This is a genomic window from Paraburkholderia sp. RL17-380-BIE-A (assembly GCF_046028085.1).
GTDB lineage: Bacteria > Pseudomonadota > Gammaproteobacteria > Burkholderiales > Burkholderiaceae > Paraburkholderia.
Genome location: NZ_JARESQ010000009.1, coordinates 256,138 through 271,222, shown reverse-complemented (window position 1 = coordinate 271,222; position 15,085 = coordinate 256,138). Strand labels below are relative to the sequence as shown.

Annotated in this window: 12 protein-coding genes; 9 read left to right on the top strand and 3 right to left on the bottom strand. The window is 63.4% G+C overall.

Annotated elements, in window-relative coordinates; all coding sequences use genetic code 11:
* Window positions 1–162 precede the first annotated feature (162 nt).
* On the top strand, window positions 163–1,266 hold the full coding sequence (gene gvmR, locus P0D68_RS17775) for a transcriptional regulator GvmR (RefSeq protein WP_408298359.1): 1,104 nt from the start codon (window positions 163–165) through the stop codon (window positions 1,264–1,266).
* Between the two features lie 163 nt (window positions 1,267–1,429).
* Here the strand turns inward: gvmR and P0D68_RS17770 are convergent, their stop codons facing one another.
* From P0D68_RS17770 to dprA, 3 genes are all read right to left on the bottom strand, one after another.
* Window positions 1,430–4,108 carry a DNA topoisomerase III gene (locus tag P0D68_RS17770; RefSeq protein ID WP_408298361.1) on the bottom strand — a complete coding sequence of 893 codons (2,679 nt, stop codon included), beginning with the start codon at window positions 4,106–4,108 and terminating at the stop codon, window positions 1,430–1,432.
* A 247-nt stretch (window positions 4,109–4,355) separates the two neighbouring features.
* Complete coding sequence (locus P0D68_RS17765; protein WP_091797318.1) at window positions 4,356–4,733, bottom strand: thioredoxin family protein; 378 nt, start codon at window positions 4,731–4,733, stop codon at window positions 4,356–4,358.
* Window positions 4,734–4,822: 89 nt separating this feature from the next.
* Window positions 4,823–6,088 carry a DNA-processing protein DprA gene (dprA, locus tag P0D68_RS17760; RefSeq protein ID WP_408298363.1) on the bottom strand — a complete coding sequence of 422 codons (1,266 nt, stop codon included), beginning with the start codon at window positions 6,086–6,088 and terminating at the stop codon, window positions 4,823–4,825.
* A 244-nt stretch (window positions 6,089–6,332) separates the two neighbouring features.
* Between dprA and def the strand changes: the two genes are divergently transcribed.
* The 8 genes from def (at window position 6,333) to esaR (ending at window position 15,067) form a co-directional block, all read left to right on the top strand.
* Complete coding sequence (def, locus tag P0D68_RS17755) at window positions 6,333–6,836, top strand: peptide deformylase (RefSeq protein WP_091797312.1); 504 nt, start codon at window positions 6,333–6,335, stop codon at window positions 6,834–6,836.
* Between the two features lie 31 nt (window positions 6,837–6,867).
* On the top strand, window positions 6,868–7,854 hold the full coding sequence (gene fmt / locus P0D68_RS17750) for a methionyl-tRNA formyltransferase (protein ID WP_408298366.1): 987 nt from the start codon (window positions 6,868–6,870) through the stop codon (window positions 7,852–7,854).
* A 114-nt stretch (window positions 7,855–7,968) separates the two neighbouring features.
* Window positions 7,969–8,610 carry a LysE family translocator gene (locus tag P0D68_RS17745; RefSeq protein ID WP_408298368.1) on the top strand — a complete coding sequence of 214 codons (642 nt, stop codon included), beginning with the start codon at window positions 7,969–7,971 and terminating at the stop codon, window positions 8,608–8,610.
* A 106-nt stretch (window positions 8,611–8,716) separates the two neighbouring features.
* Window positions 8,717–9,574 (top strand): zinc metalloprotease HtpX, encoded by an 858-nt coding sequence (gene htpX, locus P0D68_RS17740; protein ID WP_091797303.1) that lies wholly within the window; start codon window positions 8,717–8,719, stop codon window positions 9,572–9,574.
* Window positions 9,575–9,937: 363 nt separating this feature from the next.
* Window positions 9,938–11,377 (top strand): 16S rRNA (cytosine(967)-C(5))-methyltransferase RsmB, encoded by a 1,440-nt coding sequence (gene rsmB, locus P0D68_RS17735; RefSeq protein WP_408298370.1) that lies wholly within the window; start codon window positions 9,938–9,940, stop codon window positions 11,375–11,377.
* Window positions 11,374–11,973 (top strand): DUF4390 domain-containing protein, encoded by a 600-nt coding sequence (locus P0D68_RS17730; protein ID WP_091797298.1) that lies wholly within the window; start codon window positions 11,374–11,376, stop codon window positions 11,971–11,973. Before rsmB ends, P0D68_RS17730 begins: the two co-directional genes overlap by 4 nt.
* Window positions 11,963–14,377: a sensor histidine kinase gene (locus tag P0D68_RS17725; protein WP_091797295.1), complete on the top strand. Its 2,415-nt coding sequence runs from the start codon at window positions 11,963–11,965 to the stop codon at window positions 14,375–14,377. The genes P0D68_RS17730 and P0D68_RS17725 overlap by 11 nt, the downstream gene beginning before the upstream one ends.
* The gene (esaR, locus tag P0D68_RS17720) at window positions 14,378–15,067 is read left to right on the top strand and encodes a response regulator transcription factor EsaR (RefSeq protein WP_091797292.1); all 690 of its coding nucleotides are present in this window, start codon (window positions 14,378–14,380) and stop codon (window positions 15,065–15,067) included.
* Window positions 15,068–15,085 lie beyond the last annotated feature (18 nt).

Genomic DNA, 15,085 nt, shown 5'->3' with positions numbered 1-15,085 from the left:
GATCGCGCCCCATGTTAGGGCGCACAGTCGCACAAATATTGACAATATTTCCGCTTTCGCGGGCAACTTACACACGATTTCCCGAGTCGTAGGAGAATTCCAAGTTCGCTTCACTGGTTTTCACTAATTGTCAGGAAGCAGTAACACGGCAGGAGTTGTCCTATGGATCATTTGCAGTCGATGCGAGTTTTCGTCAAAGTGGCGGATCTCGGCAGTTTTGCCCGCGCTGCGAGCGCGATGGATATTTCCAACGCAGTTGCCACCCGTCACGTTGCCGACCTCGAAGGCCGTCTCGGTACGCGACTGCTCAATCGCACCACCCGCAGCTTGTCTCTGACCGAATCAGGCCAGGTTTATCTCGAGCGTGCGCGCCAGATTCTCGACGAACTGGAAGACGTCGAGCAGATGGTGGTCGCGCGCAATCACGAACCCGTCGGCACGTTGCGAATCGTCGCGCCGGTGGTGTTCGGGTTGCACAATCTCGCGCCCGTGCTTCAGACGTACGCGGAGCGCTATCCGAAAGTTATCCCCGATGTCACGCTGGTCGACCGCCAGGTCGATCTGGTCGAAGAAGGCTTCGACGTGGGCGTGGTGATCGCGCGGCAAATGCGCAGCGCGAGCATCGTCACGCGGCGTCTCACCACGGGTTGCATGACCGTGTGCGCTACGCCGGCGTATCTGGAGAAGCACGGCATGCCCACGCGTCCGGAGCATCTGCTCGAGCATCCGTGCCTGAGCTTGCCTTCCGAATATTGGGGCGACGAGCGCGTGTTTACCGGCCCGGAAGGCGAGGTCCGCGTGCGTCCGTCGAACGTGATCGTGGCGAACAACACCGAAATGCTGCGTCAGTTTGCGCTGCTCGGCATGGGCATCGCCATCCTGCCGAGCTATCTGATCGGCCGTGACATGACGCGCGGCAGGCTCGTGCGGCTGCTCGGCGACTACCGGCTGCCGCAGGTCGAGATCAACATTGCGTATCCGAGCCGCCGCCACTTGCCGGCCAAGGTGCGAACGTTCATTGACCATCTGGTCGAGCATTTCAGCCAGACGCCGAACAGCCTGCTTGGTGAACAGTGGATCAAGGAGGACGGCCTTGGCCGGACCGCTATGACGACGGCGCCCGATTCCGCGGATCCGATGCCGCCGGAAGCCTTCGACGGCGCTGAGCCGCTCTCGCGCCTGCTGGACAGCGAGTTATCGCCGCTGCCGAAGTCGCTGGCAAAAACAACGACCCGCACTCGACCCACGGCCTTGTCGCCGCTGTAAGTGGTGAATCAGTGGTGAATCGATAAAGCCGGCGGCGCCCGCACAGAGCGCTTTCCTGAGAAGCAACAAAAAAGGCGCGATCACGCAAGTGATCGCGCCTTTTCTTATGGTGGCCTCGAATGATGCCGGCCGGAGATGAATCTCGCTCCGGCCGCCGGTCCACTTACGAGCCGGTTTTGCGTGCCGCCGTTTTCCTCGCGGGCGCTTTTTTGGCTGCTGCGGTCTTGGTTGCGGGTGCCTTCTTAGCCGCCACCTTTTTGGCTGCCGGCGTGGCCTTGACCGCGACCGGTGCGTCACCGTCCTCAGACTCCGAATCCACCGAATCCGCCGCTGCCTTGGCAGCCGACTTGGCCGCCGCGGTCTTCGCTGCAGTTTTCGCCGACGGCTCCTTCTTCTCGAACTCGAAGCCGATCTTGCCGTCGTTCTGCTTGACTAGGAATGCCTTGAAGTTCCGGCCGGTACGTGACGACTTGAAGTTGGTCAGCAGGTCAGTGCGGCCTTCTTCGAGTAGCTTGGACATCTGTTCGCGGGCAATTTCCTGCTGCAGGATCACCTTGCCGGAGCGGAAGTCGCAAGTCTTCGGATTGGCGACCGAGTTTTCGCAGACGTAGCTCATGCCGTGCTCGAACACGCGGCCCTTGCACTTCGGGCACGCGCCGACCGGCTGCTGATCGGAGAAGTCGGGCGGTTCGCCGTCTTCACCGCCGGCATCCTGGCCGAAGTCGAATTCGAGCTTGAAGTTCTTGATCTCATCGTCGAACGAGAGTTTCAGGATCGCCGAGAACGGCCGGCCCATCTTGCTGCGGAAACCCGACAGCGGTCCGATCGTCTTGTTTCGCAGCAACTCTTCGACTTCCGGAATTTCGAACTGACGTCCGCCCGGGATCTTCGAAATTGAAAACTCGCACTTCGAGCAGGCAAAGCGCCGGTAGTTTTCCTTCACCTGGCCGCCGCAATTCGGACACGGCGTTTCCAACGTCGCGTAATCGCCGGGGATCGTGTCGGAATCGTACTCTTTCGCGCGCTTCACGATGGTCTGCGTCATGCGGGCGATTTCCTGCATGAACGCGTCGCGCGGCAGGTTGCCGCGCTCCATTTGCGAGAGCTTGTATTCCCACTCGCCAGTCAGTTCCGGCGCGGTCAGTTCCTTTACGCCGAGGCCGCGCAACAGCGTCATGAGCTGGAAAGCCTTGGCGGTCGGAATCAGATCGCGGCCTTCGCGAATCAGATACTTTTCACCCAGCAAACCTTCAATGATCGCCGCACGCGTGGCCGGTGTGCCGAGACCTTTGGCCGCCATGGCTTCGCGTAGCTCGTCGTCTTCGACGAGCTTGCCCGCGCCTTCCATGGCCGACAGCAAGGTGGCTTCGTTGTAGCGTGCGGGCGGTTTCGTCACCAGTTGCTGGGCGGCGATCTTGTCCGTCTTGACCTTTTCGTCCTTCTGCACCGGCACGAGGTTCGCGTCTTCGCCGCTGATTTCGCGGCCATAGACCTGCAACCAGCCCGGCTCGACCAGCACCTTGCCTTCAGTCTTGAAGTGATGGCCGACCACTTCGGTGATCCGCGTCGTCACCCGGTATTCGGCGGCCGGGAAGAACACCGACAGGAAGCGCTTCACGACGAGGTCGTAGAGCTTCTGTTCCGGCTCGGACAGATTCTTAGGCGCTTGCAGCGTCGGGATGATTGCGAAGTGGTCGCTGATCTTCGAATTGTCGAAGATGCGCTTGTTCGGTTTCACCCAGCCCTTGTCGAGCACCTGCTTGGCGAACGGCAGATAGTTGTTGCTCTCCTTGAGCATGCCGAGCGTCTCTTTGACCGTATCCATATAGTCTTCCGGCAGCGCGCGCGCGTCGGTACGGGGATAGGTCAGCACCTTGTGCTTTTCGTACAGCGCCTGGGCGAGGCCCAAGGTGTTCTTCGCCGAGAAGCCGAAGCGGCCGTTGGCTTCACGCTGCAAGCTGGTCAGGTCGAAGAGCGCCGGCGACAGTTGCGTGGACGGCTTCGATTCCTCGGTCACCGTGCCGATCTGGCCGCGGCAGGCGGCGACGATCGTTTCGGCCGCGGGCAGCGCCCACAGACGCGAATCGCGTTTTTCCGGATCGAACTCGTCGCGCTTGAATTTCGGATCGAACCAGCGGCCTTCGTAGAAGCCGGCCGCGCAGACGAATTCCGCCTTCACTTCCCAATAGTCGCGCGGGACGAAGCGGCGAATTTTCTCTTCGCGCTCGACCACGATCGACAGCGTCGGCGTTTGCACCCGCCCGACCGTGGTCAGGAAGAAGCCGCCGCCCTTGCTGTTGAACGCGGTCATGGCCCGCGTGCCGTTGATGCCGACCAGCCAGTCCGCCTCCGAGCGGCAGCGCGCCGCATCGGCGAGCGGCTGCATCTCTTCGTCGCTACGCAGACGGGCGAAGCCGTCGCGGATCGAGCCCGCCGTCATGGATTGCAGCCACAGGCGCTGTACCGGCTGCTTGGCCTTCGCGTGCTGCGCGATCAGGCGGAAAATCAGCTCGCCTTCGCGCCCCGCGTCACATGCGTTGATCAGACGGTCGATATCCTTGCGCTTGAGCAGCTTGGTCAGCACCTTCAGGCGCGACTCGCTCTTGGCGATCGGATTGAGATCGAAATGCGGCGGAATGACGGGCAGGTTGGCGAAACTCCACTTGCCGCGCTTGACTTCATAGTCTTCGGGCGCGGCAATTTCCAGCAGGTGGCCGACTGCCGAGGAAAGGACGTACTCGTCGCTTTCGTAGTATTCGTCATGCTTGGTAAAGCCGCCCAAAGCGCGCGCGATGTCGTTCGCGACGGAAGGCTTTTCGGCGATGATCAGTGCTTTGGACATGACTCGATGTGAGGTTGGTAGATCAGGGTTGATGGCCGTGAGTGCGCTTTTGCTAGCGCGACCCTCGTTTGCGACCTTTGCGACCCATTAACGACCGCTTTATAGCACACGGCGCGAACGCGGCGTGTCAAGTGCCATAAAGCGCGCCATCATAATTGCGCGCTCAGCCATTGGGCAAGTTGCGGCAAATGCCCTGTGCACCACTCGCAACGCCCGAGCTGGTGCGCCCGCAAGCCGGCCGCCCGAGTCAGGCTGCAGCCAGCGCCGGCCGAAGCTTGGGCGCGCCGCTGACGCCGGGCACCGCCGTCAGATCAGACAACATCCGTTCCACAATCGCCGCCTGCGGCAGAACCGTGCCAAAAAACCGCGTCGTAACCGAATCTTCGATCAGTATGGTCGGAAAATTCTCCACATCCAGATCGTCGAAGCGGTCCGCATGGGTTTCGATGTCGATCCATGCGAAGCAGATTTCCGGGTGCCGGTCCGCCAGTTTGTCGAAAGCGTCCCGATACTCGCGGCAGGTCCCGCACCATTCCGCGCACAGGCAGGCAACGAACAGCGTGTCGGGTTCGTTGACGCGCTCGGCGATCCGGTCTTGGTCGGTGTCGAGGTTCAGCGCGGGCATGGTGGTTCCTTACGTACTTTTGTCAGGTGCTTTGGCGCGAATGTAGCATGGCCGATCCCGAATGGTCGTTGAAGCTGATCAATGCGGGGTCAGCCGTGGCTCGCCCGCATGAAGCGGCCGCCGGGCAGCGCGGTCACCTGGCCAGCGAGTTCGAGCTGCAGCAAGTGGCTTTGCAGAGCCGCGTCTTCCATCTCGGTGCGGGTAGCGAGAATTTCAAGCGTGGTGGGTGAGTGGCCGAGTGCGGCGAGGAGGCGTTCGGCTTCAGGATCGAACGGTGGGCGGGGCGATGCGGCGTGGCTTGCGGTTACCGGGTCGGCCGCGGACACTCCTGCCGTCGGCCGCGGCGCCGAGCTCGGCCGGCTGATTGTCGCGACGCCGAGCGCTCGCGTATTCGTCGAGCTGGCGTCGCTCGAAAGAACGGCATGCGCCGCGCTGGAAGGCGGCCGCGGGGCGGCCCGCCGCGCGAAGCCCAGTTCCTCCAGGACCTCATCCGGCGTTTCCACAAGCTTCGCGCCCTGCTTGATGATCCGATGACACCCGCGCGACAGCGGCGCGTGAATCGAGCCTGGCAGCGCGAAAATATCGCGGCCCATCTCATTGGCGAGTCGCGCGGTGATCAGCGAACCTGAGCGCATTGCCGCTTCGACGATCACCACGCCGCTGACGAGCCCCGCGATCAGCCGATTGCGCTGCGGAAAATTGGCGGCGCGCGCGGGCGTGCCGAGCGGCCATTCGGAGAGGATCGCGCCCTGCACGGCGATCTGCCGCGCCAGTGCGTGGTGCGCCGCCGGGTACACGAGATCCGCCCCCGTGCCGATCACGGCGACGGTGCCGCCGACGCCTGCAAGTCCACCGCGATGCGCGGCGCCGTCGATACCGAGCGCGAGGCCCGAGACGACGGTAACGCCGGCTACCGAAAGCTCCCGTGCGAAACGCTCGGCGTCTTCGACACCTTGCGGTGTGGCGCTGCGGCTGCCCACCAAAGCGACTGCTCGCGTGTGCAGCAGATTCAGCCGACCCTTTATATATAGAAGAGGCGGCGGATCGGGCATGGTCAGCAGCGCCGGCGGGTAAGCGGGGTCGTCGAGAGTCACGATCTGATTGCCGGGTTGCTCACGCCACGCGATCACCGCGTCGAGCCGGGCGTCGAAATCGCAGCCCGTCGGGGCCAGCGCCGCGCGCGCCGCGGCCTCGCCGGCAATCGCGGCGAGCGCCTCGGGCGCTTGATCGAAAATCGCTTCAGGCAGGCCAAAAGCGCTTAGCAGCAGGCGTAGCGCCGCGGGTTTCAGGCCCGGCGCGAGCGAAAGCCGCAGCCACGCGGCGAGTTCAATGTCGGTTGCAGGCAAGGTGTGCATTGCGTGTCGATCCTCTTGCTGGGCCAGCGGGCAGGCGGGCGCCATGCTAAAATTTTCATCATCCGAAATAACCGCAGCGCCGCGCCCACCCGCGCGGGCTCGTCGTTTAGCGCATGTGGCGCGTTGAATCGAACCGGTTCGACACCATCTATCCTCTGCGTAACGCGATAAGCCCACAACCTGGCCGAATGGCCAACGCGAGCCTTCCACCGGTCAGCGGCGCCTGAAAATCACACTCGAAATCATGGCTTTACTGAACATCCTCAATTACCCGGACAAGCGGCTGCACAAGATTGCCAAGCCGGTCGAAGCGGTCAACGACCGCATCCGCCGCCTCGTCAAGGACATGGCCGAGACCATGTACGCGGCGCCCGGCGTCGGCCTCGCTGCAACCCAGGTGGACGTGCATGAACGCGTGATCGTGATCGACGTATCGGACGACCACAACGAACTGCTCGCCTTCATCAATCCGGAAATCATCTGGTCGAGCGACGAAAAGAAGCTCTCGGAAGAGGGTTGTCTCTCGGTGCCGGGCATTTACGACAATGTCGAGCGCGCGGAGAAAGTGCGCGTCCGGGCGCTCAACGAGAAGGGCGAGACTTTCGAAATGGACTGCGAAGGCCTGCTCGCGGTGTGCATCCAGCACGAAATGGATCATCTGATGGGCCGCGTGTTCGTCGAGTATCTGTCGTCGCTGAAGCAGACGCGCATCAAGAGCAAGATGAAGAAGCTCGCCCACGCCATGTAATGCGCGTTCACCTCGCCTACCGCCCCCGTTCATGAGTCATTCGTTGCGCGTCATCTTTGCCGGTACGCCGGAGTTCGCCGCGGCCGCGCTGGCCGCGATCCACAGCGCCGGGTTCGTGGTGCCGCTCGTGCTGACTCAGCCGGACCGGCCCGCCGGCCGCGGCATGAAGTTGCAGGCGAGTCCGGTCAAGCGCTATGCGCAGGAGCATGGGCTCGCCGTTGCCCAGCCGCCGTCGCTGCGTCGCGCCGGCAAATATCCTACTGAAGCCGCCGCCGCGATCGAGCAACTGCGCGCCACGCCGCACGATGTCATGGTGGTGGCCGCGTATGGGCTGATCCTGCCGCAGGAAGTGCTCGATATCCCGCCGCTCGGCTGCATCAACATTCACGCCTCTTTGTTGCCGCGCTGGCGCGGCGCGGCGCCGATTCATCGCTCGATCGAAGCGGGCGACGCCGAAACCGGCATCACGCTGATGCAGATGGACGTTGGCCTCGACACCGGCGCGATGATCTCCGAAGCGCGCACGGCAATTTCCGGCGACGACACCACGGCCACATTGCACGACCGGCTCGCGCAAGACGGCGCGAAGCTGATCGTCGAGGCGCTGGTCGAACTGGAGCGGACCGGCAAGCTGGCCTCGACGCCGCAACCGGCGGACGGCGTCACCTACGCGGAAAAGATCGGCAAGCACGAAGCCGCGCTCGACTGGCGCCGCCCGGCGGCCGTGCTCGCGCGCCAGGTGCGGGCGTTCGACCCGTTCCCCGGCGGCGTCGGCACGCTGGAAGACGGCACGTCGATCAAGATCTGGGCCGCGGTTCCCATTGATGCGAAAACCAACGGCGCACCCGGCACGATCACCGACATCTCTGCCGAAAGCGTGGTTGTAGCGTGTGGCGAAGGCGCGTTGCGCCTCACGCAACTGCAAAAACCCGGCGGCAAACGCCTGCCGGTGCGCGAATTCCTGGCCGGCTCGACGCTGGCTGTGGGACAACGCTTTCAACTTCCCGAAGCAAACTAACACCGTTGCGCATGACCTGAACATCGTCCGTACGGCCGATGTTCAAGACCCCGCTAGACGATCCTGCCGCGCGTTAGAATCCTCCATGCAATAGCCTGGATTTCAAGGATTCCCATGTTTGGCATCACCCATTTCGAGTTTTTCGTTGTCGCGGTCTTTCTCCTGAACGTGACGCCCGGTCCCGACACGGCGTATATCGTTGGGCGCAGCGTCGCCCAAGGCCGCGGCGCGGGGCTCATGTCGGCGCTCGGCATCTCGGCAGGTTGCTGCGTTCACTCGCTGGCCTGCGCGTTCGGCTTGACCGCAGTGCTGGCCGCGTCGGCCACCGCATTTACCGTCATCAAGTTTGTCGGCGCTATTTATCTGATTTATCTTGGCGTGCGCCTCATATTCGCCAAACCGGCCGCCGACCAGGCAGCGGGCGAAGCGCGCGCGGCCGGTGCGCCCAAGTCGCTGCGGCAGCTTTTCCTGCAAGGCTTCTGGACCAACGTGCTGAACCCCAAGGTGGTGCTGTTCTTCGTATCGTTCTTCCCGCAATTCGTGACGGCCGGCAGCGACCACAAAGCGCTCGCCTTCCTCACGCTGGGCGCGGTGTTCGTCGTGATGAGCATGGTCTGGAACAGCTTTGTCGCGTGGGTCGCGGGCAGCGTGACGCGGCGTTTCTCCGGGCAGCCGTTGGTGAGGCAGTGGCTGGATCGGGGCGTCGGCAGCGCTTTTGTTGGTTTGGGTATCAAACTCGCCACCGCATCAAGATGATTGAATTTTCCTTGTGCGCCCATATCTAACAATTCGCTTACAATCAGGCGCCGCGATTCTCGCGGTGCAGATATGAACCCCGCGTCAGGGGCAAGGAGTTGCAGACATGTTCAATTGGGTCAAAACCGCGATGTTGATGGCCGCGATCACGGCCCTTTTCATCGTGATCGGCGGGATGATCGGCGGGTCGCGCGGCATGACGATCGCGCTCGTGATCGCCCTTGGGATGAATTTCTTTTCGTACTGGTTCTCGGACAAGATGGTGCTGCGCATGTACAACGCGCAGGAAGTCGACGAAACCAGTGCGCCGCAGTTCTATCGCATGGTGCGCGAGCTTTCGACGCGTGCAGGCCTGCCCATGCCGCGCGTCTACCTGATCAATGAAGACGCGCCGAACGCGTTTGCCACCGGCCGCAATCCGGAGCACGCGGCGGTTGCTGCCACCACGGGCATTCTGCGCGTGTTGTCCGAGCGCGAAATGCGCGGCGTCATGGCGCACGAGCTCGCGCACGTGAAGCATCGCGACATTCTGATTTCGACCATCTCGGCCACCATGGCCGGCGCCATTTCCGCGCTGGCGAACTTCGCGATGTTCTTCGGCAGCCGCGACGAAAACGGCCGTCCCACGAATCCGATCGCGGGCATTGCCGTCGCGCTGCTCGCGCCGATCGCCGGCGCGCTGATTCAGATGGCGATTTCGCGTGCGCGTGAGTTCGAAGCCGACCGTGGCGGCGCGCAGATTTCCGGCGACCCGCAAGCGCTCGCTTCGGCGCTCGACAAGATCCATCGTTACGCGAGCGGGATTCCGTTTCCCACCGCCGAGCAGCATCCGGCCACCGCGCAAATGATGATCATGAATCCGTTGTCGGGCGGCGGTATCGCGAATCTGTTTTCCACGCACCCGGCTACCGAGGAGCGCGTCGCGCGGTTGATGGAAATGGCGCGCACGGGGCGCTTCGAATAACGCCGCGCGGCGCTTGGGCGCAATGAAGAAAGGCGAGTCTTCGGGCTCGCCTTTTTTGTTCTAATGGCAGGTTTGCGGAGCAGGGGCAGCCTGTGGCCGCTGGTCGATGAAGCGCCCATCAATCGCCTTCGCGGCCGTAGACGGTCCGCACGCCTCTTCACCTCACCGCACCGCACCGCACCTCACCTCACCTCACCTCACCGCAGACCCCGCGCCGCAGGTCCCTCTATTCCAGCACGCCGTGCATGTGCAAACCCCCACTCCATCCACTATCGGCCGGCCGCGGCGGCCCGCGCTTCGCGCCACGCTACAATGTGTGTTGATTGCGTCGCGCGTTCCGCGCGGCCCGCCTTAGCCTTCTTCATGACCACAAAGCCTTCTTCGCGTACTGCTTCCTCACCGGCGCGTCCGCGCGAATCCCGATTGTCGATGCTGCATCTCGCGCCCGAATCGCTCGGTTTCGCGCTCGACTGCGCGGGCCAGGCCGTCGGCGCCGTGCGTCTCGGCTCAGCGTTGCCGGCCGCGCTGCAGTCGGTCTTCGTGTCCGCGCCTGAGGGCAGCACCGCCGCCGCGCGCGGAGCGGTGCAGGACATCGCGTACCGCACCATGCGGCGTCTCGCGACCGTCGAGTGGCTGATCGCGAAGCTGGTGAAAAAGGCGCCGCCGCCGCACGTCGGCCATGTGCTCGAGTGCGCGCTGGCCTTGCTCGTCGACGACGAAGCGAGCGCTGCCTATACGCCGTTCACGGTGGTCGATCAGGCGGTGAGCGCGATCGGCGCGCGTCGTGAGTTCGCCTTTGCCAAGGGGCTTGTCAACGCCGTACTGCGTAATTTTCTGCGCGAGCGCGAAGCGCTGTTGAGCGCCGCGCAAGCCGATGAAGTGGCGCGCTGGAACTACCCGGCCTGGTGGATCGATGCGGTGAAGCGCGCATGGCCCGACGCATGGCAGTCGGTGCTGGCCGCCGGCAACACGCAAGGCCCGCTGACGCTGCGCGTGAACGCGCGTCGTTCAACGGTCGACGCCTACCTGCAAGTGCTGCAAAACCATCACATTGTCGCGAGCAAGGCTGGAGACTATGCGGTCAAACTCGCCACGGCGATGCCGGTCGACCGCATTCCCGGGTTTAACGACGGTGTGGTCTCGGTGCAGGATGCCGGCGCGCAACTCGCCGCGCAACTGCTCGGCGTGCGTGACGGCATGCGCGTGCTCGACGCCTGCGCGGCTCCCGGCGGCAAGACCGGACATCTGCTCGAACTCGCCAATCTTCAGCTCGTCGCGCTCGAAAGCGACGCGTCGCGCGCGCGCCGCATCGGCGAAAACCTGCAGCGTCTGAAGCTCGAAGCGGAAGTGCGGATCGGCGACGCCGGCGCGCCCGCCAAGTGGCACGACGATATCGACCAGCCGTTCGACCGCATTCTCGCGGACGTGCCGTGCTCGGCGTCGGGTATCGTGCGGCGTCATCCGGACATTCGCTGGCTGCGCCGCGCGTCCGACATTCCCGCGCTCGTCGCCGAGCAGCGCCGCATTCTCGACGCGCTCTGGCCGCTCGTGAAACCAGGCGGCGAGTTGCTCTACGTTACGTGTTCGATCTTTCCGGAAGAAGGCGAGATGCAGGCGCAGTGGTTTGGAAACAAGTATCAGGATGCGGTACGATTGGACGCGCCGGGGCAACTGTTGCCTTCAGTCGCTCGCGCGCCCGCCGACCCATCGGCCGGTTCCCATGCCGGACAACCCGCTGAAGACAGCGCCGGCGCGAACTCAGACCACGACGGATTTTTCTACGCGCGCTTCCAGAAACGGTGACCATCAAACGCTTCTTCCCGCTTCGGCTCGCAGCCGTGCTCTGGATCGCGCTGGCCTTATGGCTCGCGGCGCCGGGCGCGGCGCACGCTGACTCGATCGCGGTGCAGCGTGCGTCGCTGCAAGCCGACAACACCGGCTGGAACCTCGACGCCCGTTTCGACTTCGACCTGAACAGCAATCTCGAAGACGCGGTCAATAAAGGCATCCCGCTCTATTTCACGACCGACTTCGAATTGAGCCGGCCGCGCTGGTACTGGTTCGACGAGCAGCCGGTCAGCGTGTCGCAAAGCATTCGCCTGTCGTTCCAGCCGCTCACGCGCGAATATCGCGTGTCGAGCGTCTCCTCCGGCGGTTTGCAGCTCGGCTTTACCACGCTCAAGGATGCGCTCGCGGTCATCAAGCACGTCACCTCGTGGCACGTCATCGAGCGCAATGAAGTGCGCGCCGGCGAGACGTATAACGCATCGGTGCGCATGCAACTCGACATCGCGCTGATGCCCAAGCCGTTCCAGATCGACGCGGTGAACAACCGCGACTGGAACCTCGCGTCCGAATGGAAGCGTTTTACCTTCACGGTGACCGAACGTGCTAAATAAAGTGCGCTCCGCCACCAGTGTCAGCAGCATCGTCGTGCGCGTGCTGGTGTCGACGGTCGCGGTCACGGCCGTGTTGCTGCTCGTGCTGCTGGCCGCCGCCAGCGCGAACACCGAATTCTTCGACCGCTATTACCAGTGGCTCTACGCCGCCAACCTCGCGGTCGCGATGATCTTTTTGCTGGTGGTGGCGACGCTCGTCATCATCATCATTGCGCGGCTGCGAAAGGGTAAGTTCGGCACAAGGCTATTGGCGAAACTGGCGTTCTTCATGGCGCTGGTCGGCGTGGTGCCGGGCGGGATCATCTACGTCGTGTCGTATCAGTTCGTGTCGCGCAGTATCGAGTCGTGGTTCGATGTGAACGTCGAAACCGCGCTCACGTCCGGGCTGAATCTCGGGCGCGGCATGCTCGACGCGTCGCTGTCCGATCTGCAGACCAAGGGCCGGTTGATGTCGGAACAGTTGGCGAGCGCGGACGCCGCCGGCACCACGCTCACGCTGCTGCGTCTGCGCGATCAGTTCGGCGTGCAGGATGCGACGATCGTCGAACCCACGCGCAGCATGTCCGGTGCGACGCCCGATATGCACGTGGTCGCGCAGGCATCCGGCAACTACGCGACGCTCGTGCCGAACGATCTGCCCACGCCGCTGATGATCGATCAGGCGCGCGGCCGCGGCTACGCGGCGATCGAAGGCGAAGTGGACGGCGATCCTCATGCGCATGGCAGCAAAGGCGTGCTACGGCTGCGCGTGGTGCAGCGCATTCCCGACTCGAACGCCTCGTTGCTGCAACCCACCGAACGCTTCCTGCAACTCACGCAGCCGGTGTCGCCCACGCTCGCGCGCAACGCCGACGCGGTGCAGCGCGCCTATCGCGAGTATCAGGAGAAGGCGCTTGGGCGCACGGGTCTGCGCAAGATGTATATCGGCACGCTCACGCTCGCGCTCTTTCTCGCCACCTTCATCGCGATGATGCTCGCGCTCGCGCTCGGCAATCAGCTTGCGCGGCCGCTGTTCCTGCTGGCGCAGGGCACCAAGGAAATCACGGAAGGCGATTACACGCCGAAGCGGGAAATCAAATCGCGCGACGAACTGGGCTTTCTCACGCAGTCGTTCAACGCCATGACGCGCCAGTTGTCCGAAGCGCGCGCGGCGGTCGAGAACAACCGCATTGCGCTCGAACATTCGAAGGCGTATCTGGAAAGCATTCTCGCCAACCTGACCGCGGGCGTGTTCGTGTTCGACCGGCAGTTCAGGCTGACCACGGCGAATCGCGGCGCCGAGCGGATTTTCCGTCAACCGTTCCAGGCATTGATGGGTTCGGCGCTGGATCAGATCGGCGTGCTGAGCGAATTCGGCGGCATGGTTCGCAAGGCGTTTGCCGATCGCGAAGCAGCGAGCGGCGACGGTCACGACGATCGCGGCCACTGGCAGCAGCAGTTTTCGGTGCAGGTGCCCGGCGAAACCGAGCCGCTTACCTTGCTCGTGCGCGGCGCGCGGCTCGTCTCGGCGACGGACCGCGACGCGGAAGACATGCAGACCTCCGGCTATGTCGTGGTATTCGACGATATCTCGGACGTGATCTCCGCGCAGCGTTCGATCGCATGGGGCGAGGTCGCGCGGCGGCTCGCGCACGAGATCAAGAATCCGCTCACGCCGATCCAGCTTTCCGCCGAGCGTTTGCAGATGAAGCTCGCCGACAAGCTGTCGCCATCCGACGCGGATGTGCTGAAGCGCGGCGCGACCACGATCGTCAACCAGGTCGCCGCCATGAAGCAGATGGTCGACAATTTCCGCGACTACGCGCGCACGCCGCCGGCGGTGCTCGCGCATTTGCAACTGAATGATCTGGTCAGCGAAGTGCTCACGCTGTACGGTATCGAAGAGGGCAAAGGCGCGATTCAGGTCGAGCTCGCCACCCTGCCGGCGATTCGTGGCGACGCGACGCAATTGCGTCAGGTGATTCACAACCTGCTGCAAAACGCGCAGGATGCGGTGGCGGACCTCGAGCATCCGCGTGTATTGCTCGAGACGAGGACAGTAGAATACGGAGACCCCGACGCGGAAGGCAAAGTCCACGTCGCGGTGCGTCTGACCGTGACGGACAACGGACCGGGCTTCCCCGCGCGTATCCTCACACGTGCATTCGAACCTTACGTGACGACCAAGGCCAAAGGTACGGGCCTGGGTCTTGCGATGGTCAAGAAGATCGTCGACGAACACGGCGCGCGCATCGACATCCGCAATCGTATGAAAGCGGGCGACGTGATCGAGGGCGCGCAGATTTCGATCCTCTTCCTTCAACTGGCAGACGATGCCGCGACACCTGGAACAGGGCCGCGTCCGGCGCACGGCAGTGCGTCGCATGGAAAGACAAAAGCAACAGTGCAGACAAGGGCAGCGTAAATGGCAACCATCCTGGTGGTAGATGATGAAATGGGCATCCGGGAATTGCTCTCGGAGATCCTGAGCGACGAAGGGCATGTCGTGGAGGCCGCGGAAAACGCGCAGGAAGCGCGCGAATTCCGTTTGCGCCAGGCACCCGACCTGGTGCTGCTCGACATCTGGATGCCCGACACTGACGGCGTGACCTTGCTCAAGGAATGGGCTGCGCAAGGGCAACTGACCATGCCGGTGATCATGATGTCCGGCCACGCCACGATCGATACGGCCGTTGAGGCAACCAAGATCGGTGCACTCAATTTCCTCGAGAAGCCGATTGCTTTGCAAAAGCTGCTGAAGGCTGTCGAGCAGGGCCTCGCGCGTGGTAACGCGGCGAGTGCGCCGGGCGGCGCGGCGGCCAAGCCGGTGTTGCCGGTGAGTGCTTCGGCAGTGGCTTCGGCGGCGTCACTGCCGATGCTTTCCACCGACGGCCTCGGCAGCGGCGCGCTGGCGGCGCAAACGGCCTCGATTTCGTTCGATATTCCGCTGCGCGACGCACGCGACGCATTCGAGCGCGCGTACTTCGAATATCACCTCGCGCGTGAGAACGGCAGCATGACGCGCGTGGCGGAGAAGACCGGCTTGGAGCGCACGCACCTGTATCGCAAGCTCAAGCAACTCGGTGTCGATCTCGGCAAAAACAAAGGCGAGTGAGCTTGGTGACGAGCGCAA

Bases quoted from the DNA above. Each gene is read 5' to 3' on its own strand.
- gvmR (WP_408298359.1), top strand. From the start codon at position 163: ATGGATCATTTGCAGTCGATGCGAGTTTTCGTCAAAGTGGCGGATCTC.
- P0D68_RS17770 (WP_408298361.1), bottom strand. From the start codon at position 4,108: ATGTCCAAAGCACTGATCATCGCCGAAAAGCCTTCCGTCGCGAACGAC.
- P0D68_RS17765 (WP_091797318.1), bottom strand. From the start codon at position 4,733: ATGCCCGCGCTGAACCTCGACACCGACCAAGACCGGATCGCCGAGCGC.
- dprA (WP_408298363.1), bottom strand. From the start codon at position 6,088: ATGCACACCTTGCCTGCAACCGACATTGAACTCGCCGCGTGGCTGCGG.
- def (WP_091797312.1), top strand. From the start codon at position 6,333: ATGGCTTTACTGAACATCCTCAATTACCCGGACAAGCGGCTGCACAAG.
- fmt (WP_408298366.1), top strand. From the start codon at position 6,868: ATGAGTCATTCGTTGCGCGTCATCTTTGCCGGTACGCCGGAGTTCGCC.
- P0D68_RS17745 (WP_408298368.1), top strand. From the start codon at position 7,969: ATGTTTGGCATCACCCATTTCGAGTTTTTCGTTGTCGCGGTCTTTCTC.
- htpX (WP_091797303.1), top strand. From the start codon at position 8,717: ATGTTCAATTGGGTCAAAACCGCGATGTTGATGGCCGCGATCACGGCC.
- rsmB (WP_408298370.1), top strand. From the start codon at position 9,938: ATGACCACAAAGCCTTCTTCGCGTACTGCTTCCTCACCGGCGCGTCCG.
- esaR (WP_091797292.1), top strand. From the start codon at position 14,378: ATGGCAACCATCCTGGTGGTAGATGATGAAATGGGCATCCGGGAATTG.